Raw genomic sequence first — 24183 nt, 5'->3', positions numbered from 1 at the left:
TACTCACCATGGCCTACTTCGTCACCGGCGCCACCGGCTTCATCGGTCGATTCCTCGTGCAGGAGCTGGTGGACAACCGCGAGGGCGAGATCTTCGCGCTCTGCCGGGAAGGGTCGCGGGACCGCCTCGAGCGGTTGATCGAGGAGTGGAGCGCCGACGGCGGGGACGGCAACCGCGTCACCCCGGTCATCGGCGACCTGAGCGAGCCTGACCTCGGCCTCGACCCGGAGTGGATCGAGTCGCACCGCGGCCAGATCGAGCACTTCTTCCACCTGGCGGCCATCTACGACATGACCGCCTCCGACGAGATGAACGAGACGATGAACGTCGGCGGCACCCGCAACGCCGTGGGGCTGGCCGGCAAGCTCGAGGTGGGTCACTTCCACCAGGTCTCCTCGGTGGCCGCGTCCGGCGACTTCCGCGGTGTCTTCGACGAGTCGATGTTCGACGAGGGACAGCGACTGCCCTCACCGTACCACCGGACCAAGTTCGAGTCGGAGAAGATCGTCCGCGAGGAGGCCGAGGTGCCGTGGCGGGTCTACCGCCCGGCGATCGTGGTCGGCCACTCCGAGACCGGCGCGATGGACAAGATCGACGGGCCCTACTACTTCTTCCCGCTGCTCAAGCGGATGCGTGACACGCTGCCCGGCTGGGTGCCGCTGGTCGGGGTCGACCTCGGCGACACCAACGTGGTGCCGGTCGACTACGTCGCCAAGGCGATGGACCACATCGCGCACCAGCCGGATCTCGACGGCCAGGCCTTCCACCTGGTCAACCCCGAGCCGCTGAGCACCGTGGGACTGATCAACTCCTTCGCCTCGGCCGCGAAGGCGCCGCAGTTCGCCGTCCCCGTCGATCGCACGGTGACCTCCAAGCTGCCCACCGCCCTGCTCCCCCCGGCCCTGCGTCCGGCGGCGCTCGTCGGGGCGGCCCTGCGGCTGGCGCCGGTGCACGTCGCGCTCAACCAGACGATCGGCCGGATCGGCGTACCCCCCGAGGTGCTGGAGCACGCCTCGTTCCCCTCGGTCTACGCCTCCCGGTCCACCGAGAAGGCGCTGGCGGGGTCCGGCATCTCGGTGCCCGACATCGAGTCCTACGCCTCGACGCTGTGGTCGTACTGGGAGGAGATGCTCGACGACTCCATCAAGGGCCAGAGCTCGGTCGTCAAGGCGCTCTCGGGCAAGACGGTCGTCATCACCGGGGCGTCGTCGGGCATCGGTCTGGTGACCGCCGTCCAGGTCGCGAAGGCCGGTGCGATCCCCATCCTGGTGGCGCGCGGGGCGGAGAAGCTCGAGGCCACCAGGCGGCTGATCGAGAGCCAGGGCGGTACGGCGTACAGCTATCCCTGCGACCTCTCCGACCTGCACGCGATCGACGCGCTGACCAAGCAGCTCTCCGAGGACTTCGCGCACCTCGACTTCGTCGTCAACAACGCGGGCCGCTCGATCCGGCGCTCGCTGAAGCTCAGCGAGGACCGGTTCCACGACTTCGAGCGGACCATGCAGCTGAACTACTTCGGCGCCATCCGGCTGGTGATGGGGATCCTGCCGAAGATGCGCGAGCAGAAGTCCGGCCACGTCGTGAACATCTCCTCGATCGGCGTGCTCACCAACCCGCCCCGGTTCTCGGCGTACGTCGCTTCCAAGGCCGCCCTCGACGCGTGGAGCAACGTGGTGTCAAGCGAGCTGATCAGCGACGGCATCTCCTTCACCAGCATCCACATGCCGCTGGTGCGCACGCCGATGATCGCGCCGACCAAGATGTACGACCGCTTCCCGGCGATCAGCCCGGCCCAGGCTGCCGGCAAGGTGATCACCGCCCTGGTCGAGAAGCCCCACGAGATCAACACCAAGACCGGCAACCTCGGCGCGCTCGCCCACACGCTGGCGCCCAAGGCCGCCTTCCGGGTGCTGCACGTCGCCTACCAGGTCTTCCCCGACTCCTCGGCGGCCCGGGGGGACAACCCCGAGGCCCGCACCGAGAAGGTCAGCCTGCAGAAGGCGCTGGCCAGGGCCTTCCAGGGCGTGCACTGGTAGTCGATGGAGATCTTCCACATCGCCACCGAGAACGACTGGGCCGGTGCACAGCATTCCGGCGCCTACGCGACCTCGACCCGAGGCCGGACGCTCGAGGACGAGGGCTTCCTGCACGCCGCCCGACGCGACCAGGTCGCCGGGGTGTTCGACCGCTACTACGCCGACGCCGACGAGCCGCTGGTGCTGCTGACGATCGACACCGACCGGCTCGACGTGCCGTGGCGGGAGGACCCCGTCGGGGACGACACCTTCCCGCACATCTACGGACCGCTCGCCCCGGCTGCCGTCACCGACACGCGGCCGCTCAGCGGTCGCCCGTAGCCACCGGCCGCCCGGGATCGGCCACCCACTCGCTCCACGAGCCGGGGTAGAGCGTCGCGTCGATGCCGGCCACCGCCATCGCGAGGATGTCGTGGACAGCGGTCACGCCCGAGCCGCAGTAGGCGGCGGTCTCCTGCTCCCGGGCGGCGGCGTACACCTCGGCCAGCTCGGCGGCGGACCGGAACCGTCCGTCGTCGCGGAGGTTGGCGCCGGTCGGGACGTTGACGGCGCCCGGGATGTGCCCGGCGACCGGGTCCACCGGCTCGACCTCGCCCCGGAAGCGCTCTGGTGCGCGCGCGTCGACGAGCACGTGGGCAGCGGCGAAATCGAGCACGTCGTCGGCCTCGAGGACGGGTAGCTGCCCCGGCCTGGCGGTGAAGTCCCCGAGCGGAGGGGCCACCGGCTCGGTGGAGACCGGGTGCCCACCGTCGACCCAGGACGACCAGCCGCCGTCGAGCACGCGGACGTCGCGATGCCCCGCCCAGCGGAGCAGCCACCAGCACCGCGCGGCGGCCCGGCCGGCCCAGTCGTCGTACACCACGACGGGGAGGTCGTCCCGGACGCCGGCCGCGCGCATCGCCTCCTCGAACACCGCCACCTCGGGCAGTGGGTGCCGGCCGCGAGGGCCGGGCGCGGCCGCGAGGGCGGTGTCGAGGTCGACGTACGCCGCGCCCGGGACGTGGCCGGCGGCGTACTCATCGGGGCCGGACGGGCCGCCCATCTGGTAGCGGACGTCGAGCACCGAGCAGTCCTCACCTGCGACCAGACCGGCCAGCTCCTCGACGGAGATCAGGGGACGGGAAGGGGATGCCTGCATGGCATGATCCTCCCCGATGGCTGAACTCCAATTCTTCACCGGCACGATGGATTCCGGGAAGAGCACCCTCGCGCTGCAGACCAACCACAACCACGCGGCGCGTGGACGGGTGGGCCGGATGTTCACCACCCACGACCGCGCGGGCGACGCGCTGATCTCCTCGCGGCTCGGCCTCACCCATGACGCGATCGAGGTCGACGAGGACTTCGACTTCTGGACCTACGTCGTCCGCGAGCTGACCCATGGAGCGCGGATCGACTACCTGATCTGCGACGAGGCCCAGTTCTACACCGGCGTACAGATCGAGCAGCTGGCCAAGATCGTCGACGAGCTCCAGATCGACGCCTTCGCGTTCGGCATTCTCAGCGACTTCCGTACCGAGCTGTTCGAGGGCTCGCGCCGCCTCGTCGAGCTCGCCGACCGGATGAACGTGCTCCAGGTCGAGGCGCTGTGCTGGTGCGGCAAGCGCGCCACCCACAACGCGCGCACCGTCAACGGCGAGATGGTCACCGAGGGCGAGGTCATCGTCGTCGGCGACGTCGAGAACGAGGAGCTCCCGGCCGAGGTCGCCTACGAGGTCCTCTGCCGCGCCCACCACCGGCGGAAGATGACCGCCGCCAGGGCCCGGGCCATCTCGATGATCGCCGAGCCCCTGCCGTTCGCGTGAGGGGTGCACGGATACCCGGTCAGCCGGGTGCTCCGTCACCCCTACCCCACGAGGATCGGGATGTTCATCTCCCGCGGCGTGAGCGAGCCGTGCAGGCCGATCAGGGTCATCTCGTACTTGAAGTCGACCGAGCTCATCAGGGCCCAGTTGTCGTGGGCGGCCGCGACCACGTCGCCGAGACGCAGCCGGACGCGGGAGTCGACCTGGCCGAACCAGCCGCGCGCGATGGCGTCGTCGCGGGTCAGGACAGTCGCCCGGTCGCGGAGTACGCCGCGCCAGCTGGCGACCACGTCGTCGACCGCTCCCGCGTGGCAGTACACGTGGCGGAAGCGGGCCTCGCCGCCCAGCAGGACCACCCCGTCGCGCAGCGCGGGGTGCTCGTCGACGTCGATGTGCGACTCCTTGGTCGAGTCGACCATTCCGTGGTCGGCCACCACGAGGAGGCGCACGTCGTCGGGCAGCTCGTCGCGCAGCTCCTGCACGTCCTCGTCGATGTCGCGCAGCTGCGCCCGCCAGCGCTGCGAGTCGACCCCGGCGCGGTGGCCGTGCCAGTCCAGGTCACCGTCGTACACGTAGGTCAGCGACGGCCGCCGCTCTGCCCCGGCGAGGGCGCCGGCGATCCGCTCGCCGATGTCGTCAGCATCGACGTAGGTCGCACCCCGCTGACCGCAGCGAGTGAGCCCGGAGCTGCGGAACTCGCGCTTGCTGACGACGCTCGTGTGCACCCCCGCCGACTCGAGCCGCGCGAACGCGGTCGGGTTCGGCTGCCACTCGAGCGGGTCGACCGGCTGGTCCCAGAACAGCGAGTTCAGCAACGCGCCGGTCTCCGGCACGCGCGAGGTGAACCCGACCAGGCCATGCTGCCCCGGGGTGAGTGCGGTGCCCAGGGAGGTGAGCGAGGTGGCGGTTGTCGAGGGGACCCCACAGGTGGCGGGCGGCTGACCCAGCAATGAGTGGAGGTACGGCGCCTGCACCCGGTGCTCGGCCAACAGGTCGTGGCCGAGGCCGTCGACCAGCATCACGACGTACGCCGGGGCCGGCGGCAGCACCAGCGCGCTCGACTCGAATCCGGGCACGCCGAGGGAATGGGCGACTGCGGGCAGCACGTCGCCCAGCGTGCGGCCGGCGTAGTCGGGCTCGATGAAGTCGGGCTCGACCTGGGTCCCCGCCACCTCAGCCCTGGGTGCGGGCGGACAGCGTCTCGGCGAACGCGAGCAGCGCGTCGACCGCGTCCTGTCCGTCGGCGGCCGAGCTCAGCCGGAGGGAGAAGTCGTCGGAGGCCAGGACGCCGGTGTAGCCGTGGTCGGCGTCGCAGTCCGGGTCGGCGCAGGCCGCCGGCTCGAGGTCGATGCGGTTGACCCCACCCCAGCCGACGGTGACGACCGCCTCGCTGGGCGTGGGCTCGCCGCCGCCGTCGAACGTCGCCGGGTTGGCCACCATCCGGTTCACCACCACCGCGCGCACCTCGGCCAGCCGGATGGCCTCGGTCGAGGTCGACGTGTAGGGCTCGGGCAGCAGGTCGTCGGGCGCGTGCTCGTCGGTGTGGCACAGGATCAGCCGGGTCGAGGTGAGTACGACGACGGTGATGTGGCGGCGAACCTCGTCGCGGTCGATCGTCGGCTCGTGGTGCACCAGGAAGGAGACGACCTCTTCGCCCGCGACCGCGGCGCGTACGCCGGCGGAGACCACCTGCGGGTAGTAGCCGGTCTTCTCGATCGCCACGACGAGATCATCGAAGCTGTCCCTGGAGGCAACAGAACGCATGCGACCAGTCTGTCACGCCGAAAACGGTGGTCGAGGAGCGAGCGCCACCGACCAGCCGTGACTAGCCGGGAAGGGTGTCCCCGGCCGGTGCGGTGAGGCGGCGTACGAACAGGTCCGAGCGGGCGTCGGCCACCCGTGCCACCCGGCCGGAGGCATGCAGGACGCTGACTCCCTCGGCGGTCGCGTGCACGAGCATCAGGTCGATCTGGCTGACCTGCGGCAGGTCGATCTTGAGCTGCGCGACCCGCCGGATCAGGTCCTCGACCGCGGCGACGTCGACCTGCTCGCTACCGCGGTAGCCGAACAGCAGAGGGGCCGCCTTGATCGCGCGCACCGTCTCGGCCGCGTCGAGCGCGCTGATCGGCGGGATTCGGTAGACGCGGTCGCCGACGAGGTCGGTGAGGGCGCCGGAGATGCCGAAGGAGATCGCCGGCCCGAACAGGGGGTCCTCGAGGCCGCCGATCGCGACCGGGACGCCCGGCGGAGCCGTGCGCTGTACGACGAACTCGGCATCGGCCGGGTCGCTGATGATGCCCATCAGCGACTCCCAGGCGTCGCGCATCTCCTCCGCGTTGTCGATGTTGCGCCAGACGTGGGCCTGGTCGGGGCGCTGGCGCAGTCGCTCGGCCGTGGCCTTGAGCACGACGTCCCAGCCCAGTCGTTCGCCCGCGGCAATCGCCTCGTCCACGGTGGCGGCGTGGATCCGCTCCCACACCTTGACGCCGTAGCTGCCCAGCAGCTCGCAGAGTTCGTCGTCGGTGAGCTCACGACCGTCGGGGCTGTCCATCAGCACCTTGTTGGCCAGCCGCTTGGCGCTCTCGGGATCGATCTCCTCGACGACGCTCGCGGAGTCGTCGTGCCGTTGCAGCCACGCGGCGTACTCGACCACCCGCGCCAGCGCCCGGACCGCCGCCTCGACCGCGGGGTAGGACGGCACCGAGCCACGACCGGCGGTGTGGCCGGCCAGGTCGGGCACGCGGAGCAGCTCGGGGACGCCCTCACGCCCCAGGAAGGTGGAGACCAGCGGCTTGTCGGACTGCTCCCCCACGGCCGCGAGCACGTTGGCGACACCCTCGCCGCCGGCGTCGAGCGGCGGGATGTAGACGGCCACGACGGCGTCGACGTGGCCGTCGTCGATGGCCGCGTCGAGCGCGTCCTCGAAGTCCTCGGCCGTCGCATCGGCACCGAGGGCGGTGGCGTTGGTGACGGTGAGGCCGCTGGCCACGGCCGCGTCGACGGCCAGCAGGCCGAGGGCGTCGGAGTTGCCCACGATCGCGACCCGGGACCCGCTCGGCAGCGGCTGGTGCGCGAGCAGCTGGGCGACGTCGAACATCTCGTCGAGGGTGTCGACCTGGATGATCCCCGCCTGGCGGAACATCGCGTCCACGGCGGCCGGCGGGGCGGCGATCTGGCGTACGGCGTGTCCCATGGGCACCCCCTGCGTCGTACGACCGGAGCGCACGGCGATCACCGGCTTGACCCGCGAGACCCGGCGGGCGATGCGGGAGAACTTGCGCGGGTTACCGATGGACTCCAGGTAGAGCAGGATCACCTCGGTGGCGTCGTCCTCCTCCCAGTACTGCAGGAGGTCGTTGCCGGACACGTCGGCGCGGTTGCCGGCGCTGACGAAGGTCGACAGGCCGAGGCCGCGACCCCGCACCTTCTCCAGGATCGCCGTGCCGAGGGCGCCGGACTGGCAGAAGAAGCCGGCCCGGCCACGGGGCGGCATCAGCGGTGCCAGCGAGGCGTTCAGCGACACCTCGGCAGCGGTGTTGATGACGCCGAGGCAGTTGGGGCCGATGAGGCGGAGGCCGTAGGAGCGCGCCAGCCCGACCAGCTTGCGCTGGCGCTTGCGACCCTCTTCGCCGGTCTCGGCGAAGCCGCTGGAGATGACGATCAGGCCGTGCACGCCCTTGGCCGCGCAGTCGAGCACCACGTCCTGGACCGCCTCGGCCGGGACGGCGACGATCGCGACGTCGACGTCACCGGGGATGTCCCCGACGGAGGGGTACGCCGGCATCCCGGCCACCGCGTCGGCCGCAGGGTTCACGACATAGACCCGGCCCGCGTAGTCACCGAGGACGAGGTTGCGCACCAGCGCCGCCCCGATGGTGTCGCTGCGACGCGAGGCACCGATGACGGCGACGTTCCTGGCGTTCAGGAAGGTCGCGATGGACGCCGCCTCGGAACGGTGCTCGCGGGCCGCGATGACGCCGATGGCGGTCTCGGTCGGGTCGATGTCGAACTCGAGGTGCATCACGCCCTCGTCCCAGCCGCCCGTGACCTGGTAGCCCTGCTCGCGGAAGACCTGCATCATTCGGCGGTTGTCGGGCAGCACCTCGGCCACGAACCGCTCCACCCCGCGTTCGCGACCGGCCTGGGCGAGGTGCTCGAGCAGCAACTGGCCGATCCCGCGTCCCTGGTGCGCGTCCTGGACGAGGAAGGCGACCTCGGCCCGTCCGGGCTCGATCACGTCGTAGCGGCCGACGGCGATGATCCGCTCGGCCACCGTCATCACGAACGCGACCCGGTCGCGGTAGTCGACGTTGGTGAACCGCTGGACGTCGCGGTCGGAGAGGTTGGGCATCGGGGCGAAGAACCGGAGGTACTTCGACTGCTCGGAGACCTGGGAGTAGAACTCGACCAGTCCCTCGGCGTCCTCCGGCACGATCGGCCGCAGGTGGGCCGTCCGCCCGTCACGCAGCAGGACGTCGGCCTCCCAGTGCTCCGGGTAGTCCCGGGGCGTCGGGGTGGGCTCTGCGTCCTGCGCGGTCATCCGTGAAATGTACCGAAGGGAGGCGAGGGGGTGCCTCCCCGTCCTCTGCCGTCGCGAGCGTCGTCCGGTGGAGTGCATCGCAAGGCGGAGGAGGGAGGCGATGCGCCAGCATCGACGACCGACGACAACGCCGCGAGGTGCCCACCGGGCGGCGTGCAGCAGGCAATGGGGCGGGGAGTCGCCCCCTTGCGGCGTGGCCCGGTGAGATTGCGCTCGGGCGTTGGGGAGAATCACCTCATGGCACGCCGTACCGCCCCCATCCCGGAGGACTTCGAGGAACACATCGTCGACATCGACGTCGGCGACGAGATGCGCACCAGCTTCCTGGAGTACGCCTACTCGGTCATCTACTCCCGCGCGCTCCCCGACGCCCGCGACGGGCTCAAGCCGGTGCAGCGCCGGATCCTCTACGCGATGCACGACATGAACCTCCGGCCCGACCGCGGCCACGTGAAGTCCTCACGCGTCGTCGGCGAGGTCATGGGCCGGTTCCACCCCCACGGTGACGGGGCGATCTACGACGCCCTGGTGCGGATGTCGCAGTCGTTCTCGATGCGGCTGCCCACGGTCGACGGGCACGGCAACTTCGGCTCGCCCGACGACCCGCCCGCAGCAATGCGCTACACCGAGGCCCGGATGGCTCCGGCCGCTGTCGCGATGACCGCGTCCATCGACGAGGACACCGTCGACTTCCGGCCCAACTACGACGGCCGCGAGCAGGAGCCGTCGGTGCTGCCTGCCGCGATCCCCCACCTCGTGGTCAACGGCGCCTCCGGCATCGCGGTCGGCATGGCCACCAACATCGCACCGCACAACCTGGTCGAGGTCATTCAGGCGCTGCGTCACCTGGTGACCCATCCCAAGGCCGACCTCGACGCCATCATGCGGTTCATCCCGGGCCCCGACCTGCCGACCGGCGGCAAGATCATCGGGCTCGACGGCGTCCGCGACGCCTACGAGTCGGGACGCGGCAGCTTCCGGATGCGCGCCACGACCCGCATCGAGTCGGTGACAGCGCGGCGCAAGGGCATCGTCGTCACCGAGCTGCCCTACGGCGTCGGCACCGAGCGCGTGATCGCCGCCATCAAGAAGCTCGTGCAGACCAAGAAGCTGCAGGGCATCGCCGACGTCAAGGACCTCACCGACCGCGAGAAGGGCCTGCGGCTGGTGATCGAGGTCAAGAACGGCTTCCACCCCGAGGCCATCCTCGAGCAGCTGTTCAAGAGCACCCCGATGGAGGAGTCGTTCGGCATCAACGCCGTCGCCCTCGTCGACGGCCAGCCGCGCACCCTCGGGCTCAAGGAGATGCTCGAGGTGTTCCTCGAGCACCGCTTCGACGTCGTACGCCGGCGCTCGACGTACCGCCGCGGCAAGGCAGCCGACCGGCTGCACCTCGTCGAGGGGCTGCTGCTGGCGATCATCGACATCGACGAGGTCATCCAGCTGATCCGCGGCAGCGACAATGCCGAGCAGGCGCGCGAACGACTGATGTCGGTCTTCGACCTGACCGAGATCCAGGCCAACTACATCCTCGACATGCCGCTGCGCCGCCTGACGAAGTTCTCCAAGATCGAGCTGGACAAGGAGGCCGACGAGCTCAAGCTCACCATCGAGGCCCTCGACGAGATCCTCGGCGACGACACCCGGCTGCGGAAGGTGGTGGCCGACGAGCTGGCCGAGGTCGCGAAGACCTACGGCACGCCCCGTCGTACGGTCCTGCTCGAGTCGTCGGGTCAGACGACCACTGCCTCGGCGACGCCGCTCGAGGTGGCCGACGACCCCTGCTACGTGTTCCTGTCCTCCTCCGGACTCCTCGCCCGTACGACGAGCCTCGATCCTCCCGGCGACGGCGGTAGCCGGACCCGTCACGACGCGATCGTCTCGGCGGTCGCCACCACCGCGCGCGGCGAGGTCGGCGTGGTCACCTCGGCCGGCCGTGTGGTCAAGCTCGGCGTGCTCGACCTGCCGACCCTGCCGAGCACCGCCAACCACCCCAACCTGCAGGGCGGGGCGCCGGTCGGCGAGTTCGTGACCCTCGAGGGCGAGCGGGTGCTGTGCCTCACCGGCTTCGATCCCGACTCCGCGGGGCTGGCCCTCGGCACCCGCCAGGGCGTGGTCAAGCGGGTCAACCCCGAGTACCTCTCCGCCCGCGACGACTGGGACGTCATCACGCTCAAGGACGGCGACGAGGTCGTCGGCGCGGTCGAGCTGCGCACCGGCGAGGAGACGCTCTGCTTCGTCACCAGCGACGGGCAGCTGCTCCACTTCGGGGCCGGCGGCGTACGACCGCAGGGTCGCTCCGGGGGCGGCATCGCCGGCATCAAGGTCGGTGCGGGCGCCCGGGTGATCTCCTTCACCGCGCTCGACCCGGACGACGCCGTGCTGGTGTCGGTCTCGGGCGCCTCCTCGGCCCTCCCGGGCACCGAGGCCGGGTCGGTCAAGGTGACCCCGTTCTCGGAGTACCCCGCCAAGGGCCGCGCCACCGGTGGCGTCCGCTGCCACCGGTTCCTCAAGGGCGAGGACGAGCTGGTCTTCGCCTGGGCCGGCGCTGCCCCGCCGCTCGCAGCGGCCGACAGCGGAGCACCGGTCGACCTGCCCGAGCCGGTCAACCGGCGGGACGGTTCGGGCACGCCGGGCAGCCAGCCGATGATCGCCTGCGCCGCTCCGGTGAGCTCGTCCCTGCCCGCCTCGGCGGGGAGCGACGTGGCAGGCTGACGCCATGCTTCCCGGTCCTCACCCTGCCCGCGGCCGCCTGACGTCGCTGCTCGGCGTGCTGCTCTCCGCCGCGCTCCTGCTCTCCGGCTGCGGCAGCGGCAGCGACTCGAAGGACAGCCCGAAGTCCAAGAGCCCGACCGAGGTGATGGAGCACGCCAAGAAGCTCTTCGACGACGCCTCCAGCGTGCACCTGGCGCTCTCCACCGACTCCAGCCCCCCGGCCGGCTCCAACGGTGTCCTCGGGGCGACCGGCGACCTCACCCACGACCCGGCGTTCAAGGGCGACGTCAAGGTGGTGCTGAGCGGCCTCACCGCGACCGTCCCGATCACCTCCGTCGACGGCAAGGTCTACGCCAAGCTGCCGCTCTCGACGGGCTACGCGACAATCAACCCGGGCGAGTACGGCGCCCCGGACCCGGCCGACTTCGCCGACCCCGAGAAGGGCCTGTCCTCGTTGCTGACCCAGCTCGACGGGCTGGAGAAGGGCAAGGACACCCGCTCCGGCGACCAGATCCTGACCACCTACACCGGCACCCTGCCCGGCGCCGCGGTCAAGCAGATCATCCCGAGCGCGAGCGCCAAGGAGACCTACGAGACCGCGATCGGCGTGGACGAGAAGGGCTACGCCATCACGGTGAAGATCACCGGGATCTTCTTCAGCGCCGGCAAGGACGTCACCTACAACGTGAAGTTCAGCGACTACGGCAAGGGTGTGAAGATCACGGCTCCCTGAGCCTGGTCGCAGTCTGATGCCGAGCCCCAGGGCCGTGACCGCCAGACCGGGGCGTTCGGCCCGGCTGCTGCTCGGCCTGGCCGCCGTGGCGGTGATGTTCGCGGCCGCCGACACCTACGTCGTGGTGCTCTCGCTGCCGGACATGATGGGCTCGGTCGGGCTGAGCGTCGACCAGCTCCAGCGGGCCGCCCCGATCGTCAGCGGGTTCCTGCTCGGGTACGTCGCGATGCTGCCGCTCATCGGCCGGATCGCCGACCTGCGCGGACGGACGCCGGTGCTGGTCGCGGCACTCGTCGTGTTCGCCTTCGGCTCGCTGGTCACCGCGGCGGCGTACGACCTCGGCTCGCTGGTGACAGGCCGCTTCCTGCAGGGCGTCGGCGGCGGCGGGCTGGTGCCGGTGACGCTCGCCCTGGTCGCCGACCTCTACCCCGCCGAACGCCGCGGCGTACCCCTCGGCGTCGTCGGCGCGGTCCAGGAGCTCGGCAGCGTGCTCGGTCCCCTGTACGGCGCCGTGGTGCTCGCCTTCGGCACCTGGCGCGACATCTTCTGGATCAACCTCGCCGTCGGCCTCCTCCTCGCCGCCGCGATCCTCACGCTGGGTGGATCAGCCAAGCCGGATAGTCCCGAACGTTTGGCCCCCTCCGACCGGCGTGTCGAGGGTCCGAACGCTCGGGACTATCCGCTTCGGCGGTTCGACTGGATCGGGCTGGTGCTGCTCGCTTTGACCCTGGTCTCGCTGCTGCTGGTGATGCGGCAACCGAGGTCGCTCGTCACCTCGGTGGACCTGGGTGGCCCGTTCGTGCCGTTCTCGCCCGGCGGGTCGATCTGGGCCTCCCGGATCGGGGTGACGACCGCCGTGCTCGGCGTACTCCTGCTGGTGCGGCTGCTGACCGCTCGGCGACCGCTGGTGGACCTGCGCGACTGGTGGGGATCTGTGCGGGAGGCCGACCTGCTCGGCGCCGCACTGCTCTCGGTCGCGCTCGGCGGCATCATCCTCGCCTTTGCCACCGCCGACCCGGAGGTGCACGTGTTCAGCCCGGCCGGTCCCTGGTACCTCGCCATCGCCGCCGTCGCCGCCGTGCTGTTCATCCTGCACAACCGCCGCTCGCGTGCGCCGCTGGTGCCGCACGGTGCGTTCGCGACGCGGGCCGCCTGGGGCTCGATCGTGGTCAGCTTCTTCGTGGGCGCGGCCCTGATCGCCGCCCTGGTGGACATCCCGATCTTCGCGCGGATCACCGTCGCCGACGGTTCGCAGATCAAGGCGGCCCTGGTGCTGGTCGAGTTCCTGGTCGCACTGCCGGTCGGAGCACTGCTGGGCGGCGTACTCACCCGGCGACAGCCGGCGGGGGTGGTCGCCGCCGTCGGGATGGTGCTCGCCACGGTCGGGTTCTGGCTGATGTCCGGGTGGGGCCACGATTCGCTGCACCACCTGTCCTCCTCGGTGGTGCTGGCGATGGCCGGGCTCGGCTTCGGCCTGGCCCTGGCACCGGTCAACGCCGCCCTGCTCGCGAGTACGGCCGACAAGGTGCACGGCGTCACCAGCGCACTGCTCGTCGTGGCCCGGATGGTCGGGATGCTGGTCGGCATCTCGGCCCTGACCACGATCGGGCTGCGGCGCTACTACGCCGTCGAGTCCGGCATCCCGTCACCCAACAGCGTGTGCGGCGGGGACAAGACCCGGTGTGCGGCGTACACCCGGCTGGTCGAACAGGCTGGCATCGAGCAGCTGCAGGCGATCTTCCTGGGCGCCGCCCTCTGCGCGGCGCTGGCCGGGATCGCGGCGATCTTCCTCTTCCACGGCGCCCGCACGCGCGGCATTCCCGCCGACCGGGCCGTGCTCGGCACCGGGTAGTTTGCTCCCGTGGCTCACGACTTCGACGACCTCCTCGAGGCGAACCGTCAGTTCGCCGCTACCTTCGACAGCTCCGGGTTCGACGGTGTCGCCCATGCCGGCATCGCCATCGTCACCTGCATGGACTCCCGGATTGTGCCGCTCGACATGCTCGGTCTCGGGCTCGGCGACGCCAAGATCTTCCGCAACCCCGGGGGTCGGGTCACCGCCCAGGCGCTCGAGGCACTGGTCCTCGGCGTACACCTGCTGCGGGTCGACCGGGTGCTGGTCATCCCGCACACCCGCTGCGCGATGGCCTCCGCCACCTTGGCCGAGCTGCGCGAGCGGGTCGGCGAGTCGGCCGGCCTGGACGCGACCTGGCAGCCGTTCAACGTGGTCGAGGACCAGCGCGCCGCCCTGCGCGACGACGTCGCCAAGGTGCGCTCCCACCCCCTGATCCCCGAGACCACCAAGGTCGGCGGCTTCCTGTACGACGTCGACACCGGCCTGCTCGAACAGCTCACCTGACGTCCGGTCGCCCTTGCGTCATACGAATCGTGGCCTTGAGCCCACGATTCGTATGACGCACAGGACGGTTCAGTGGCCGTCGTCCTGCTCCGGGGCGATCGGCCACTCCTCGAAGTGGGAGCAGCGGCCGTCGTCGGCGAACCGGAGCACCCAGAGGTCGCGCCACCGTTCGCCGGTGTCGACGTAGTCGACCTGGGCGCGGACGACCGCGGTCCTGCCGTCGACCGCGACCACCTCCGAGCTCATCGTGAACTCCTCGTCAGGACCGTCGCGCTCGTCGTCCCAGAACTCCGCGACGGCCGCGAGTCCCTCGACGGGATCGGCCCACGGGGAGGCGAGGTAGCGGACGTCCTCGGTGAAGACGCCGGCCAGCTTGTCGGTTCCCGGAGAGCGCCAGGCGGACTCGTACATCCGCACCCAGCCCCTGACGTCCGTGTGTTCCATGGGTCCATCATGCGCATCGCGGCAGACTGAGTTCATGGAACTCGACCGCGCCATCGACTTCATCCGCAGCAACCACCGCGCCGTGCTCGCCACCCGCACGCCCGACGGCATCCAGCAGAGTCCCGTGCTCGTCGGTGTCGGTGAGGACGGCCGCCTGGTCGTGAGCAGCCGCGAGGCGGCGTACAAGACCAAGAACCTGCGCCGCGACCCGTGGGCCCAGCTGTGCGTCTTCAACGACGGCTTCTTCGGCGACTGGCTCTACGTCGAGGGCGAGACCGAGGTGGTCTCGCTGCCCGACGCGATGGACCTGCTCGTCGAGTACTACCGCGGCATCAGCGGTGAGACCGACTGGGACGACTACCGCGCCGGAATGGAGCGCGAGCACCGCGTCGCCCTGATGATCACCCCGAAGAAGGCCGGCCCCGACCGCAGCGGTTGATCAATGGGGCTGACGCTCAGGCGTCGATCGCGTCGGCATCCACTTCATAGGCGCCGGCGACCAGGAAGTCCTTGCGCGGCGCGACCTCGGTGCCCATCAGCAGCTCGAAGACCTCGGCCGCCTGCTCGGCGTCGTGGGCCGTGATGCGCCGCAGGGTGCGGTGGCGCGGGTCCATCGTGGTCTCCGCCAGCTGGTCGGCGTCCATCTCGCCGAGGCCCTTGTAGCGCTGCACGGGGTCCTTCCAGCGCACGCCCTTCTTGGTCAGCTCGGCCAGCTTCCGCTGCAGCTCGGGGTCGGAGTAGGTGTAGATGTACTTCTCCATCCCCTTCTTGGGGTTGGTCAGCTCGATCCGGTGCAGCGGAGGTACGGCGGTGAACACCCGCCCCTTGGTGACCAGGTCGGGCATGTACTTGAAGAACAACGTGGCCAGCAGGCAGCGGATGTGCGCGCCGTCGGAGTCGGCGTCGGCCATGAAGATGATCCGGCCGTAGCGCGCCGCCTCGAGGTCGAAGGTGCGGCCCGACCCGGCGCCGACCACCTGGATGATCGAGGCGCACTCGGCGTTCTTGAGCACGTCGGCGACGGTGGCTTTCTGGACGTTGAGGATCTTGCCGCGGATCGGCAGCAGCGCCTGGAACTCCGAGTTGCGGGCCAGCTTCGCCGTACCGAGCGCCGAGTCGCCCTCGACGATGAACAGCTCGGAACGGTCGACGTCGTTGGACCGGCAGTCGGCGAGCTTGGCGGGCAGCGCCGAGGTCTCCAGGGCGTTCTTGCGGCGCTGGGTCTCGCGGTGCTGGCGCGCGGCCAGCCGGGTCTTGGCTGCCCCGGCGACCTTCTCCATCACCAGCTTGGCCTGGGCCTTCTCGGCGCGCTTGGTCGAGGTCAGGAAGCGCTTCAGCTCCGCCGCCACCACCTTGCGTACGACGGACCGGGCAGCCGGCGTGCCGAGCACCTCCTTGGTCTGTCCCTCGAACTGCGGCTCGGCGAGCCGGACGGTCACCACGGCCGTCAGTCCCTCCAGCACGTCGTCCTTGATGACGTCGGTGTCTCCGGCCTTGAGCACCCGCGACCCGCGCATCGACTCGTTGAAGGTCTTGGTCAGCGCCGCCTCGAAGCCGGCGACGTGGGTACCGCCCTTGGGGGTCGCGATCACGTTGACGAACGAGCGCATCTCGGTCTCGTAGCCCATCCCCCATCGCACCGCCACGTCGACGGTGAGCTCGCGCTCGACGTCCTGGGGGGTCATGTGTCCCTTGTCGTCGAGCAGCGGCACCGTCTCGGTGAAGGAGTCCGACCCCTGGAGCCGGAGCACGTCGGTGACGGGTTCGTCGTGGGCCAGGAAGGTGCAGAACTCGGTGATCCCGCCGTCGTGGCGGAACGACTCGTGCAGGGGCTCGGAGCCGCGCAGGTCGGTGAGGTTGAGCTGGAGGCCGGGAACGATGAACGAGGTCTGCCGGGCCCGGGTGACCAGCTCGTCCCAGGTGAACTTCGCGTCCTTGGTGAAGATCTGGCGGTCGGGCCAGAACCGCACGCGGGTCCCGGTCACGCCCTTCTTGACCCGACTGCCCTTGTGCAGCCCCGACTGGGCCTCGAACGAGGCCGAGGGTCCGTCGCCGGAGAAGACGCCGGGGAAGCCGCGCTGGAAGGACATCGCCTGGGTCGCCGGCGAACGGTCGACCTCGACGTCGAGGCGCGAGGACAGGGCGTTGACCACGGAGGCCCCGACGCCGTGCAGGCCACCCGTCGCGGCGTACGAACCGCCGCCGAACTTCCCGCCGGCGTGCAGCTTGGTGTAGACGACCTCGACGCCGGAGAGCCCCGTCTTCGGCTCCTTGTCGACCGGGATGCCGCGGCCGTTGTCGTGGACCTCGGCCGAGCCGTCGGGGTGCAGCGTGACGTCGACCTTGGTGCAGTGGCCGGCCAGGGCCTCGTCGACGGCGTTGTCGATGATCTCCCACAGGCAGTGCATCAAGCCGCGGGTGTCGGTGGAGCCGATGTACATGCCCGGGCGCTTGCGGACCGCCTCGAGCCCCTCGAGGACGAGCAGGTGCTGGGCGTTGTAGGTGTTGTCGATGGGTCTGACCTCTGTGCGCGTCGGCGGAGCGTGACGAAACCGGTGAACCCGAATCTACCTACCCGGGTGCGGCGCCAATCCGCGACGCGCCACGTCTCGAATCACCAGCGGGCAGTTGGAGCGATGTGCTGAACTGTCCAGAACGGGCACTTCCAAGGTGAGTTGGTGGGTTTCGCTCCGTATTTACGGGGCGGGGAGCACACTCTTCATCAAGGACGTGTGAGGAGCACCACCCATCTCAACGATGGGAGGCCTCCCGACCGGGAAGCATCCCCCGTGGTTGACTGTTGTGACTGATGAAAGCGAATGAGCAGGGAACGTTCTCCTTGTTGCTTCGTTGAGAAAGTCACCCAGATGAGAGTGAGGCCCGACGTGACCACTGCGACAGCCCCCACCGCCGCGCCGCTCACGGCGATCGACCGGTGTGACCGATGCGGCGCCCAGGCCTACCTCCGCGTACAGCTCAAGAGCGGCGGCGAGCTGCTCTTCTGCGCCCACCACGCCCGTGAGCACAGCGAAAAGCTGCGCGAGATCGCGGAGCACGTGCACGACGAGACCGGCAAGCTCGGCGACACCCACGCCACCCCGGCCGACGACGCCTGACCCACACCAGACGCATCCCGAGGCCCCGGTCAGCTGACCGGGGCCTCGGCGTCTGTGTGGGGGCTCGGTGAGAGAGTCCTCCCATGAGCGGAGTCGAGGTGCTGGTGGCAGTGGCCATCGCGATCGGCGTCGTGGGGGTGGTGGTGCCGCTGCTCCCGGGCTCGTTGCTCGTGCTGGGCGCGATCCTGGTCTGGACCATCCACGAGGGCGGCGCGACCGCCTGGACCGTGTTCGCCGTGGCCGCGGTCGTGCTCGGCCTCGGCGTGGTCGTGAAGTACGCCGTGCCGGGTCGCCGGCTCAAGGAGGTCGGCATCCCCGGCTCGACGATGGCGCTCGGCGCTGTCCTCGGCGTCGTCGGGTTCTTCGTGATCCCGGTGGTGGGTCTGCCCGTGGGCTTCGTCCTGGGCATCTACCTCGCCGAGCTCAACCGGGTCGGCGGGTCTGCGGCGTGGCCGGCGACGGTGCATGCACTCAAGGCCGTGGGCCTGTCGCTGCTGATCGAGTTCACCGCGAGCCTGCTGGCCGCGGCCGTCTGGGTGACGGGGGTCGTGCTGACGTGAGCGGGCCGAGATGATCACCGTTCTGCTCTCGCTCGGGGCGGCGCTTGCCTACGGGCTCTCCGACTTCCTCGGCGGCGTCATCTCGCGACGTACGTCGGTCTGGCCGGTCGCCATGCTGGCCTGCGCCGGAGCCGCGCTGGGCACCCTCGTGCTTGCCGTCACCGTCTCCGGGACGGCCACCGGGGCCGACATCGCCTGGGGGCTGCTGGCCGGGGTGGGCAGCGGCACCGGCACCGCCTTCCTCTACAGGGGGTTCGCCAAGGGCCGGATGGGTGTGGTCGCACCCGTCTCCGCGGTGGGCGCCGCACTCCTCCCCGCGGCCATTGCGGTCCTCACCGGCGAGCGTCCGAGCGCGGTCGTGTGGGTCGGCATCGTCGCGGCCCTGCCCGGCATCTGGCTGGTCTCGCGCGAGCCGGCCACCGACGCCTCTGCGGGCCGGGCCGCCGGGTTCCTCGACGGGATCCTCGCCGGCGCCGGGTTCGGCGTCCTCTTCGCCGCCCTGGGCCAGGTCCCCGACGGTTCCGGCTACTGGCCGGTGATGGCCGCCCAGATCGTCTCGCTGATCTCCGTCGTGGTGGCCGCCCTGCTCCTGGGCGGGGACCCGCGCCCCCGCCAGGTCGAGGCGTGGTGGGGGCTGGCCGCCGGTCTGCTCGCGACTCTGGCCGTCGTCGCCTTCCTGCTGGCGACCCACGAGGGCCTGCTCAGCGTGGCCGCCGTGCTGACCTCCCTCTATCCGGCCTTCACGGTCCTGCTCGCCACCCTGCTGCTCGGAGAGCGGCTGCATCGCAGCCAGACCATCGGCCTGGCCCTCTGTGCCGTCAGCGTGGCCTGCGTGGCTGCCGGTTGAGCGACAGTCAGACGGCTGCGTGCCGTCTCTCCAGCACGGCCTGCAGCGGGTTGCTCAGGAGCAGCACCAGCAAGGCGAGGTAGCCCAGCTGGGGAAACGCCAGCGCGAGCACCAGCGCCAACAAGAGCGTCACCGCGACCGAGAGCGCACCGGCCATGCTGGAGTAGTCGGGCCGGTTTCCCTGCCCCCAGATGACGGGGCTGCGCAGCACCAGGAGGCTCATCCCGGTCATCACCAGGGCGTTCACGAGCATGGTGCCGATGTAGATGACGGTCTGCAGGCGGTCGGTCTTCATCGAACCGACCATGGCGGTGACCACCGGGAGCACGACCACCGTCAGCATCCACACGATGTTGAGCACCATCAGCCATCCGGTCCAGCGCTCCACCGAGTCGAAGAGCCGCTCGTGGCTCACCCAGAAGCGCGCGATGATCGCGAAGCTGAGCACGAAGGCAAAGATCTGGTCGCCGTGGTCGCCGAGGTAGGTCGCCGTGTCGACGCCGTCCTTGGCGGCGTCAGAGACGCTCTCCAGGAGCGGCAGGATGAGCAGCGTCATGGCGATCGCGACGACGGCGTCGGTGAAGAACTTCAGCCGCTCCGCGCTGTCCAGCCCCGTCGACTCGGCCATGCGCCGGAATCTACCGGCAGCGCAGGTCTCAGTCGGGCACCGACAGCGACAGGGCGAAGTCGTCGGCCGGGTCGGTCCACCAGTGCACGAGCCGGAGGCCGGCGGCGGCGAGCTCGCCCTCGATGCCTTCGCGGCGGAACTTGGCCGAGATCTCCGTGCGCATCTGCTCCCCGGCGGCGAAGGAGACGTCGAGGTCCAGGGCCGCGACGTGGACGCGTTGCGCCTCGATGGACTCCAGCCGCATCTCGATCCACTCGTGCTCGGCGTCCCACACCGCGCGGTGCTCGAAGGCCTCGGACTTGAAGTCGGCTCCGAGCTCACGGTCGAGGACCGCGAGCACGTTCTTGTTGAAGGCGGCCGTCACACCCTGGTCGTCGTCGTACGCCGCGACCAGGCGGGCCGGCTCCTTGACCAGGTCGGTGCCGAGGAGGAAGGCATCGCCCTCCCCCAGCGTCGCGCGGACCTCGGCCAGGAAGGTCGAACGGGCGGCCGGCTCGAGGTTGCCGATCGTCGAGCCCAGAAAGGCCAGCAACCGGCGCGGGTGGCGCGGCAGCTCGCCGAGGTGGCGCTCGAAGTCGCCCACCACCGGCTCGAGCTCGAGTCCGGGGAACTCCTCGGCCACGGCGACGCTAGCCTCCTCGAGGACCACGGGGTCGACGTCGAAGGGCACGAACCGGCGCAGGGTGCCGGCGTCGGTGAGGGCGCGCAGCAGCAACCGGGTCTTCTCCGAGGTGCCGCTGCCGAGCTCGACGAGCGTCTCTGCGGAGGTCAACCGCGCGATGTCGTCGACATGGCCGTCCAGGATCGAGCGCTCGGTGCGGGTCGGGTAGTACTCCGGGAGCCGGGTGATCTCGTCGAACAGCTCCGAGCCGCGGGCGTCGTAGAAGTACTTGGGCGGCAGCGTCTTGGGGGTCGAGGTCAGCCCGGCGCGCACGTCGGCGGCCATCTGGCCGGCGAGGGCTCCCGGGTCGAGGTGGACGTGCGGCTGGACGGTGGTCATCGCTCCTCCAGAGCAGTCACGGCGACGCGGTCGGGAGTCGCCTCCAACAGGTGTCGATCGGGTACGTCGACCCAGCGCGGGTCGTCGTCGTAGGGCTCACTGGCCACGACGACGCCGTCGGGCTCGACGAGATAGCTGAGCGGGTCGCCCCACGTCGTCGCGAGGATCCGTTCGCCGTCGCTGAGCAGCAGGCTCAGCCGAGCCACCGGGTCGAGCCGGGCCACCTCGGTGACGATCTTGGCGAGGTGATCGGGACCCTGGGCGAACACGTGGGCCGCGAGAACGGCCGAGTCGCACACCGACTCTGCCTCGGCGTACGACGGCAGCACGGCGCGGTCGACCCGGCCGTTGTGGGAGAGCAGCCAGCGGCCGTCGGTGAACGGCGCCGAGGCACTCTCGTCGGTGGGCATGCCGGGCGTGGCGGAGCGTACGGCGGCGACCACGCAGCCCGAGCTGAGCACCGGTGCGACCGAGGCGAACGACGCGTCGCTCCACAGCGGGCGCGACGAGCGCCAACGCACCGGCTCGGCGCGATCCGGTGCGAGCAGGCCGACGCCCCAGCCGTCGGCGTTCATCAACCCGTGGGACTGTCGACGCGGCTGGTAGCTCTGTCGCAGCAGGCCGAGCTCGGGCTCCAGCACGAGCGAGGAGACCGTGCGCGGCTCGCCGAGCCAGGCCAGGTGCCTACACATCCCAGGCCAATCGCAGACCGGTGAAGATCTGGCGGCGGATCGGCAGGTCCCAGTTGCGGAACGACGGCCGGATGGACGCGCCGCCCACCGCCCAGGAGCCGCCACGCAGGACCTTGTAGTCACCACCGAAGAACGGCTTGCTGTAGTCGGCGTAGAGCATCGTCTCGAACCCGGGCCACGGTTCGAGGCTCGACGACGTCCACTCCCAGACGTCGCCGATCAGCTGCTCCACCCCGTAGGCCGAGGCACCCGTCTCGTAGGCGCCGACCGGAGCCGGACGCAACGCCTCGCCGCCGAGGTTGGCCAGGGCCGGCGTCCACTCGGAGTCGCCCCACGGCCACCGGCGCCGCCGTTGCGCGACGGGATCCCAGGCGCACGCCTTCTCCCATTCCTGCTCAGTGGGCAACCGTGCTCCGGCCCACGCGGCGTAGGCCTCGGCCTCGAAGAAGCAGACGTGCTGCACCGGCTCGTCAGCCGGGATCTCCTCGACGATGCCGAAGCGGCGTCGTGAGCCGTCGGCTGCCCAGAACAGCGGCCGGTCCAGCCCCGCGTCCAGGCGGTGGCGCCAGCCGCGCTCGGACCACCAGTGCGGCTGGTCGTAGCCGCCGGCGTCGATGAAGGCCTGCCACTCACCGTTGCTCACCGGGACGCGGGCGATCCGGAACGCGGGCAGGTCGACGGTGTGGGCCGGGCGCTCGTTGTCGAGCGACCACGGCTCGCTCTCGCCGTCGACGCCGAGCGTGAACGGTCCGGCCGGGACCAGCACCGAGTCGGCGGGGACCACCCGTCCCGGCGGCAGCGGCGCGCCCTGGCCGAGCAGCGGCTCACCGACCCGGAGCTGGTGGGTGGCCGTCATCGTCTCGACGTGCTGCTGCTCGTGCTGCTCGACCATCACGTAGGGGAAGAGCTGCCCCGGGTCTGGGTCCTCGAGCCGGTCGAGACCGTCGAAGACACGGCCCCGGACGTCGGCGATGAAGCTGCGCGACTCGCGCGGCGACATCAGCGGCAGGTCGATCCGGCTGGCGCGCGGGTGCTCGAAGGCGTCGTACAGCTGCTCGATCTTGCACTCGAGGAGCCCCTGCGCCGCCGCGTTGCCGCCACGCAGCAGCCACAGGTCTTCCTGCTGGCCGATGTGGGCGAGGTCCCAGACCAGCGGGCTCATCAGCGGGCTGTGCTGGGTGGTCAGCTCGACCTCGTCGAGGTCGGTCAGCCGCAGGGTCCTGTTGCGGGCGGCCTCCAGGCCGCGTGCGGTCTGCTCACGCATGCGCTTCCTCCTCGAGTACGGCGAGCGGGCCGCCCTGCTCGACCCGGCTTCGCAGCTCGCCGCTGGGCGTGCGTCCGGACGCGATCAGCTCGGCGTAGTCCTCGACCTCGTCGCGGAGGCCGTCGGGTGCCCGGCGAGCGGCCAGGTCGACACACGCCGTCGCCGCCGCGCGGATCAGTGGATGCTCCAGACCACGGCGAGCGGCGGTCTGCCAGGCATCGGCCACCGGCGCGCACAGGTCGGCGGCCTCGTCGGCGGCCACCGGGTCGTCGACCAGGGTCGCGACCATGGCTGCCACTGCCGGCCACCAGCGGTCGGGCAGCGCGTCCAGACAGCGGATCTCCACGTAGCCGCGGGGCCGCACCGGTGGGAACAGGGTGGTCAGGTGGTAGTCGAGGTCGACCATCGTGGGCCGGCGGCCGAAGGGAGCCCGGCCGCCCAGCCAGTCGGCCAAGGACACCCGCGACGTCACCGGCCGGAGCTGTCCGCCGGAGTCGACCAGCATCACCGGGGCGTGCAGCGCATAGGTGGCCCATGCCTCGGTCGGCTCGCCCTTCGGCACCGGGTCACTGCGGCCGTGGTCGATCCCCTGCCAGGTGCCCTGGCGCATCGAGTGCCACCCGGAGGTGTGACCACCCAGGTAGGGCGAGGTGGACGAGGCGGCGACCAGCATCGGCACCAGGGTCCGGATCAGGGAGAGCCGCTGCGACCAGCCGGCGATCGGTCCGGCGTCGAGGTTGACCTGGAGGGCGGCAGTGGCCGTCATCATCTCCTTGCCGGCACCCGCGCAGCCGAGCGCGTCGAAGTGCATCTCCATCGCCTGGTAGCGCGCTCCCGGATTGATCCGCGCGACCGGTCGCGCCAGGTCAGCGCCCAGGGGCGCCGCCCCGAACCCCTCGTCGCGGAGCCGGGCACGGAGGACCTCCCGGTCGGCCCGGAGCGCAGCCACGGCCGAGACCACGTCGCCGCCCGGCGGCGTGGAGAGCTCGATCTGGCCGCCGGGCTCGAGCGTGACCAGGCTGCGCGACGGCAACGGGCCGATGCCGTCGGCCAGCCGGGTCGCCTCGGCCCAGGTGGGCCGACGAGCAGGATGCACCAGGTCGACGAGGTGGAACTCCAGCTCGAGCCCCACCTGGCCCCCAGGACCGTCGGTGAGAGCCGCCTCGGCGACGTGCTGCCGGGCGGTCTCGAGCGGGTCGGAGGACGCCAGCAGTGCGTCCTCGATCAGGTCACGACCAGGGGTCGTTGCGGTAGTGAGTCGTTGAGCGGTCATCCGCCCCCTCCAGGTCCGGACCGGCTGCGTGGGGCAGCCGCGGGTCGGTGCGGGGGCGGCCGTCAGGGTCCCGACCGTCCTCGTGGTGCTTTCGACCACCCTTGCAAAGGGCACTGACAATTCCAACCGGGGACCAGGCCGGTCAGCGGTTGTTCACGCAATCGTGAGGAC

The 24183-nt window shown here is 70.7% G+C and carries 22 protein-coding genes; 11 read left to right on the top strand and 11 right to left on the bottom strand.

The genetic code is table 11. From position 1 onward, the window contains the following. Positions 1 to 8: 8 nt before the first annotated feature. Positions 9 to 2036, top strand: a complete 2028-nt coding sequence (locus H976_RS0116700) for an SDR family oxidoreductase (protein ID WP_027862468.1) — start codon at positions 9 to 11, stop codon at positions 2034 to 2036. Positions 2037 to 2039: 3 nt separating this feature from the next. Next, positions 2040 to 2357 (top strand): DUF952 domain-containing protein, encoded by a 318-nt coding sequence (locus H976_RS0116695; protein WP_027862467.1) that lies wholly within the window; start codon positions 2040 to 2042, stop codon positions 2355 to 2357. Here the strand turns inward: H976_RS0116695 and H976_RS0116690 are convergent. After that, positions 2341 to 3174 carry a sulfurtransferase gene (locus tag H976_RS0116690; RefSeq protein ID WP_027862466.1) on the bottom strand — a complete coding sequence of 278 codons (834 nt, stop codon included), beginning with the start codon at positions 3172 to 3174 and terminating at the stop codon, positions 2341 to 2343. The two genes, H976_RS0116695 and H976_RS0116690, sit on opposite strands and share 17 nt — an antisense overlap. A 16-nt stretch (positions 3175 to 3190) precedes the next feature. Between H976_RS0116690 and H976_RS0116685 the strand changes: the two genes are divergently transcribed. Further along, entirely contained in the window at positions 3191 to 3841 is a 651-nt protein-coding gene (locus H976_RS0116685; RefSeq protein ID WP_027862465.1) for a thymidine kinase, read from the top strand. A 41-nt stretch (positions 3842 to 3882) separates the two neighbouring features. Here H976_RS0116685 and H976_RS0116680 read toward each other — a convergent pair whose 3' ends face one another. The 3 genes from H976_RS0116680 to H976_RS0116670 all read right to left on the bottom strand — a co-directional run bounded on the left by H976_RS0116680 (position 3883) and on the right by H976_RS0116670 (position 8381). Beyond that, positions 3883 to 5013: an alkaline phosphatase family protein gene (locus tag H976_RS0116680; RefSeq protein WP_027862464.1), complete on the bottom strand. Its 1131-nt coding sequence runs from the start codon at positions 5011 to 5013 to the stop codon at positions 3883 to 3885. 1 nt (position 5014) lies between these two features. Then, positions 5015 to 5605 (bottom strand): DUF5998 family protein, encoded by a 591-nt coding sequence (locus tag H976_RS0116675; protein ID WP_027862463.1) that lies wholly within the window; start codon positions 5603 to 5605, stop codon positions 5015 to 5017. 61 nt (positions 5606 to 5666) lie between these two features. Then, a complete protein-coding gene (locus H976_RS0116670) occupies positions 5667 to 8381 on the bottom strand; it encodes a bifunctional GNAT family N-acetyltransferase/acetate--CoA ligase family protein (protein ID WP_027862462.1) in 2715 nt (904 codons plus the stop codon). Between the two features lie 237 nt (positions 8382 to 8618). On the opposite strand from H976_RS0116670, the gene H976_RS0116665 reads away from it, so the two are divergent. From H976_RS0116665 to H976_RS0116650, 4 genes are read left to right on the top strand one after another with little or no spacing between them, the layout of a single operon-like run. Beyond that, positions 8619 to 11096: a DNA topoisomerase (ATP-hydrolyzing) subunit A gene (locus H976_RS0116665; protein ID WP_027862461.1), complete on the top strand. Its 2478-nt coding sequence runs from the start codon at positions 8619 to 8621 to the stop codon at positions 11094 to 11096. Positions 11097 to 11100: 4 nt separating this feature from the next. After that, positions 11101 to 11829: an LppX_LprAFG lipoprotein gene (locus H976_RS0116660; RefSeq protein WP_051276942.1), complete on the top strand. Its 729-nt coding sequence runs from the start codon at positions 11101 to 11103 to the stop codon at positions 11827 to 11829. 34 nt (positions 11830 to 11863) lie between these two features. Continuing rightward, positions 11864 to 13681, top strand: coding sequence for an MFS transporter (locus tag H976_RS0116655; protein ID WP_027862459.1), 1818 nt, complete (start codon positions 11864 to 11866; stop codon positions 13679 to 13681). 9 nt (positions 13682 to 13690) lie between these two features. Further along, positions 13691 to 14188, top strand: coding sequence for a carbonic anhydrase (locus tag H976_RS0116650; protein ID WP_027862458.1), 498 nt, complete (start codon positions 13691 to 13693; stop codon positions 14186 to 14188). 69 nt (positions 14189 to 14257) lie between these two features. Here the strand turns inward: H976_RS0116650 and H976_RS0116645 are convergent, their stop codons facing one another. Next, positions 14258 to 14632: a nuclear transport factor 2 family protein gene (locus tag H976_RS0116645; protein ID WP_027862457.1), complete on the bottom strand. Its 375-nt coding sequence runs from the start codon at positions 14630 to 14632 to the stop codon at positions 14258 to 14260. Positions 14633 to 14666: 34 nt separating this feature from the next. Between H976_RS0116645 and H976_RS0116640 the strand changes: the two genes are divergently transcribed. Then, positions 14667 to 15071, top strand: coding sequence for a PPOX class F420-dependent oxidoreductase (locus tag H976_RS0116640; RefSeq protein WP_027862456.1), 405 nt, complete (start codon positions 14667 to 14669; stop codon positions 15069 to 15071). Positions 15072 to 15087: 16 nt separating this feature from the next. Here the strand turns inward: H976_RS0116640 and H976_RS0116635 are convergent, their stop codons facing one another. Next, on the bottom strand, positions 15088 to 17145 hold the full coding sequence (locus H976_RS0116635; RefSeq protein ID WP_036226943.1) for a type IIA DNA topoisomerase subunit B: 2058 nt from the start codon (positions 17143 to 17145) through the stop codon (positions 15088 to 15090). A gap of 354 nt (positions 17146 to 17499) precedes the next feature. Between H976_RS0116635 and H976_RS0116630 the strand changes: the two genes are divergently transcribed. The 3 genes from H976_RS0116630 to H976_RS0116620 all read left to right on the top strand — a co-directional run bounded on the left by H976_RS0116630 (position 17500) and on the right by H976_RS0116620 (position 19155). Beyond that, positions 17500 to 17748: a hypothetical protein gene (locus tag H976_RS0116630; protein WP_196804123.1), complete on the top strand. Its 249-nt coding sequence runs from the start codon at positions 17500 to 17502 to the stop codon at positions 17746 to 17748. Positions 17749 to 17831: 83 nt separating this feature from the next. After that, entirely contained in the window at positions 17832 to 18308 is a 477-nt protein-coding gene (locus tag H976_RS0116625) for a DUF456 domain-containing protein (RefSeq protein WP_027862453.1), read from the top strand. Positions 18309 to 18318: 10 nt separating this feature from the next. After that, positions 18319 to 19155, top strand: a complete 837-nt coding sequence (locus tag H976_RS0116620) for a DMT family transporter (protein WP_231388967.1) — start codon at positions 18319 to 18321, stop codon at positions 19153 to 19155. A 7-nt stretch (positions 19156 to 19162) separates the two neighbouring features. Here H976_RS0116620 and H976_RS0116615 read toward each other — a convergent pair whose 3' ends face one another. The 5 genes from H976_RS0116615 to egtA are packed head-to-tail and all read right to left on the bottom strand — an operon-like array spanning position 19163 to position 24012. Beyond that, positions 19163 to 19783 carry a TMEM175 family protein gene (locus tag H976_RS0116615; RefSeq protein ID WP_027862451.1) on the bottom strand — a complete coding sequence of 207 codons (621 nt, stop codon included), beginning with the start codon at positions 19781 to 19783 and terminating at the stop codon, positions 19163 to 19165. A 28-nt stretch (positions 19784 to 19811) separates the two neighbouring features. Beyond that, positions 19812 to 20783, bottom strand: coding sequence for an L-histidine N(alpha)-methyltransferase (gene egtD / locus H976_RS0116610; RefSeq protein WP_027862450.1), 972 nt, complete (start codon positions 20781 to 20783; stop codon positions 19812 to 19814). Then, positions 20780 to 21475, bottom strand: coding sequence for an ergothioneine biosynthesis protein EgtC (gene egtC / locus H976_RS0116605; protein ID WP_027862449.1), 696 nt, complete (start codon positions 21473 to 21475; stop codon positions 20780 to 20782). The genes egtD and egtC overlap by 4 nt, the downstream gene beginning before the upstream one ends. After that, on the bottom strand, positions 21468 to 22739 hold the full coding sequence (gene egtB / locus H976_RS0116600; protein ID WP_027862448.1) for an ergothioneine biosynthesis protein EgtB: 1272 nt from the start codon (positions 22737 to 22739) through the stop codon (positions 21468 to 21470). The genes egtC and egtB overlap by 8 nt, the downstream gene beginning before the upstream one ends. After that, positions 22732 to 24012, bottom strand: a complete 1281-nt coding sequence (egtA, locus tag H976_RS26905; RefSeq protein ID WP_051276940.1) for an ergothioneine biosynthesis glutamate--cysteine ligase EgtA — start codon at positions 24010 to 24012, stop codon at positions 22732 to 22734. The genes egtB and egtA overlap by 8 nt, the downstream gene beginning before the upstream one ends. Positions 24013 to 24183 lie beyond the last annotated feature (171 nt).

Origin of the sequence: Marmoricola sp. URHB0036, assembly GCF_000426045.1 — a bacterium.
Classification (GTDB): Bacteria; Actinomycetota; Actinomycetes; order Propionibacteriales; family Nocardioidaceae; genus Marmoricola.
The sequence above is the reverse complement of the archived record's forward strand: the minus strand, read 5'-3'. Positions and strand labels throughout refer to the sequence as shown.

What these genes read in the sequence shown, in the direction of transcription:
- egtB (WP_027862448.1), bottom strand. Translation starts at nt 22,739, where the DNA reads ATGCGTGAGCAGACCGCACGCGGCCTGGAGGCCGCCCGCAACAGGACC.
- egtD (WP_027862450.1), bottom strand. Translation starts at nt 20,783, where the DNA reads ATGACCACCGTCCAGCCGCACGTCCACCTCGACCCGGGAGCCCTCGCC.
- egtA (WP_051276940.1), bottom strand. Translation starts at nt 24,012, where the DNA reads ATGACCGCTCAACGACTCACTACCGCAACGACCCCTGGTCGTGACCTG.
- H976_RS0116660 (WP_051276942.1), top strand. Translation starts at nt 11,101, where the DNA reads ATGCTTCCCGGTCCTCACCCTGCCCGCGGCCGCCTGACGTCGCTGCTC.
- H976_RS0116630 (WP_196804123.1), top strand. Translation starts at nt 17,500, where the DNA reads ATGAGAGTGAGGCCCGACGTGACCACTGCGACAGCCCCCACCGCCGCG.
- H976_RS0116700 (WP_027862468.1), top strand. Translation starts at nt 9, where the DNA reads ATGGCCTACTTCGTCACCGGCGCCACCGGCTTCATCGGTCGATTCCTC.
- H976_RS0116615 (WP_027862451.1), bottom strand. Translation starts at nt 19,783, where the DNA reads ATGGCCGAGTCGACGGGGCTGGACAGCGCGGAGCGGCTGAAGTTCTTC.
- H976_RS0116685 (WP_027862465.1), top strand. Translation starts at nt 3,191, where the DNA reads ATGGCTGAACTCCAATTCTTCACCGGCACGATGGATTCCGGGAAGAGC.
- H976_RS0116640 (WP_027862456.1), top strand. Translation starts at nt 14,667, where the DNA reads ATGGAACTCGACCGCGCCATCGACTTCATCCGCAGCAACCACCGCGCC.
- H976_RS0116695 (WP_027862467.1), top strand. Translation starts at nt 2,040, where the DNA reads ATGGAGATCTTCCACATCGCCACCGAGAACGACTGGGCCGGTGCACAG.
- H976_RS0116690 (WP_027862466.1), bottom strand. Translation starts at nt 3,174, where the DNA reads ATGCAGGCATCCCCTTCCCGTCCCCTGATCTCCGTCGAGGAGCTGGCC.
- H976_RS0116665 (WP_027862461.1), top strand. Translation starts at nt 8,619, where the DNA reads ATGGCACGCCGTACCGCCCCCATCCCGGAGGACTTCGAGGAACACATC.
- H976_RS0116670 (WP_027862462.1), bottom strand. Translation starts at nt 8,381, where the DNA reads ATGACCGCGCAGGACGCAGAGCCCACCCCGACGCCCCGGGACTACCCG.
- H976_RS0116645 (WP_027862457.1), bottom strand. Translation starts at nt 14,632, where the DNA reads ATGGAACACACGGACGTCAGGGGCTGGGTGCGGATGTACGAGTCCGCC.
- H976_RS0116675 (WP_027862463.1), bottom strand. Translation starts at nt 5,605, where the DNA reads ATGCGTTCTGTTGCCTCCAGGGACAGCTTCGATGATCTCGTCGTGGCG.
- egtC (WP_027862449.1), bottom strand. Translation starts at nt 21,475, where the DNA reads ATGTGTAGGCACCTGGCCTGGCTCGGCGAGCCGCGCACGGTCTCCTCG.
- H976_RS0116620 (WP_231388967.1), top strand. Translation starts at nt 18,319, where the DNA reads ATGATCACCGTTCTGCTCTCGCTCGGGGCGGCGCTTGCCTACGGGCTC.
- H976_RS0116625 (WP_027862453.1), top strand. Translation starts at nt 17,832, where the DNA reads ATGAGCGGAGTCGAGGTGCTGGTGGCAGTGGCCATCGCGATCGGCGTC.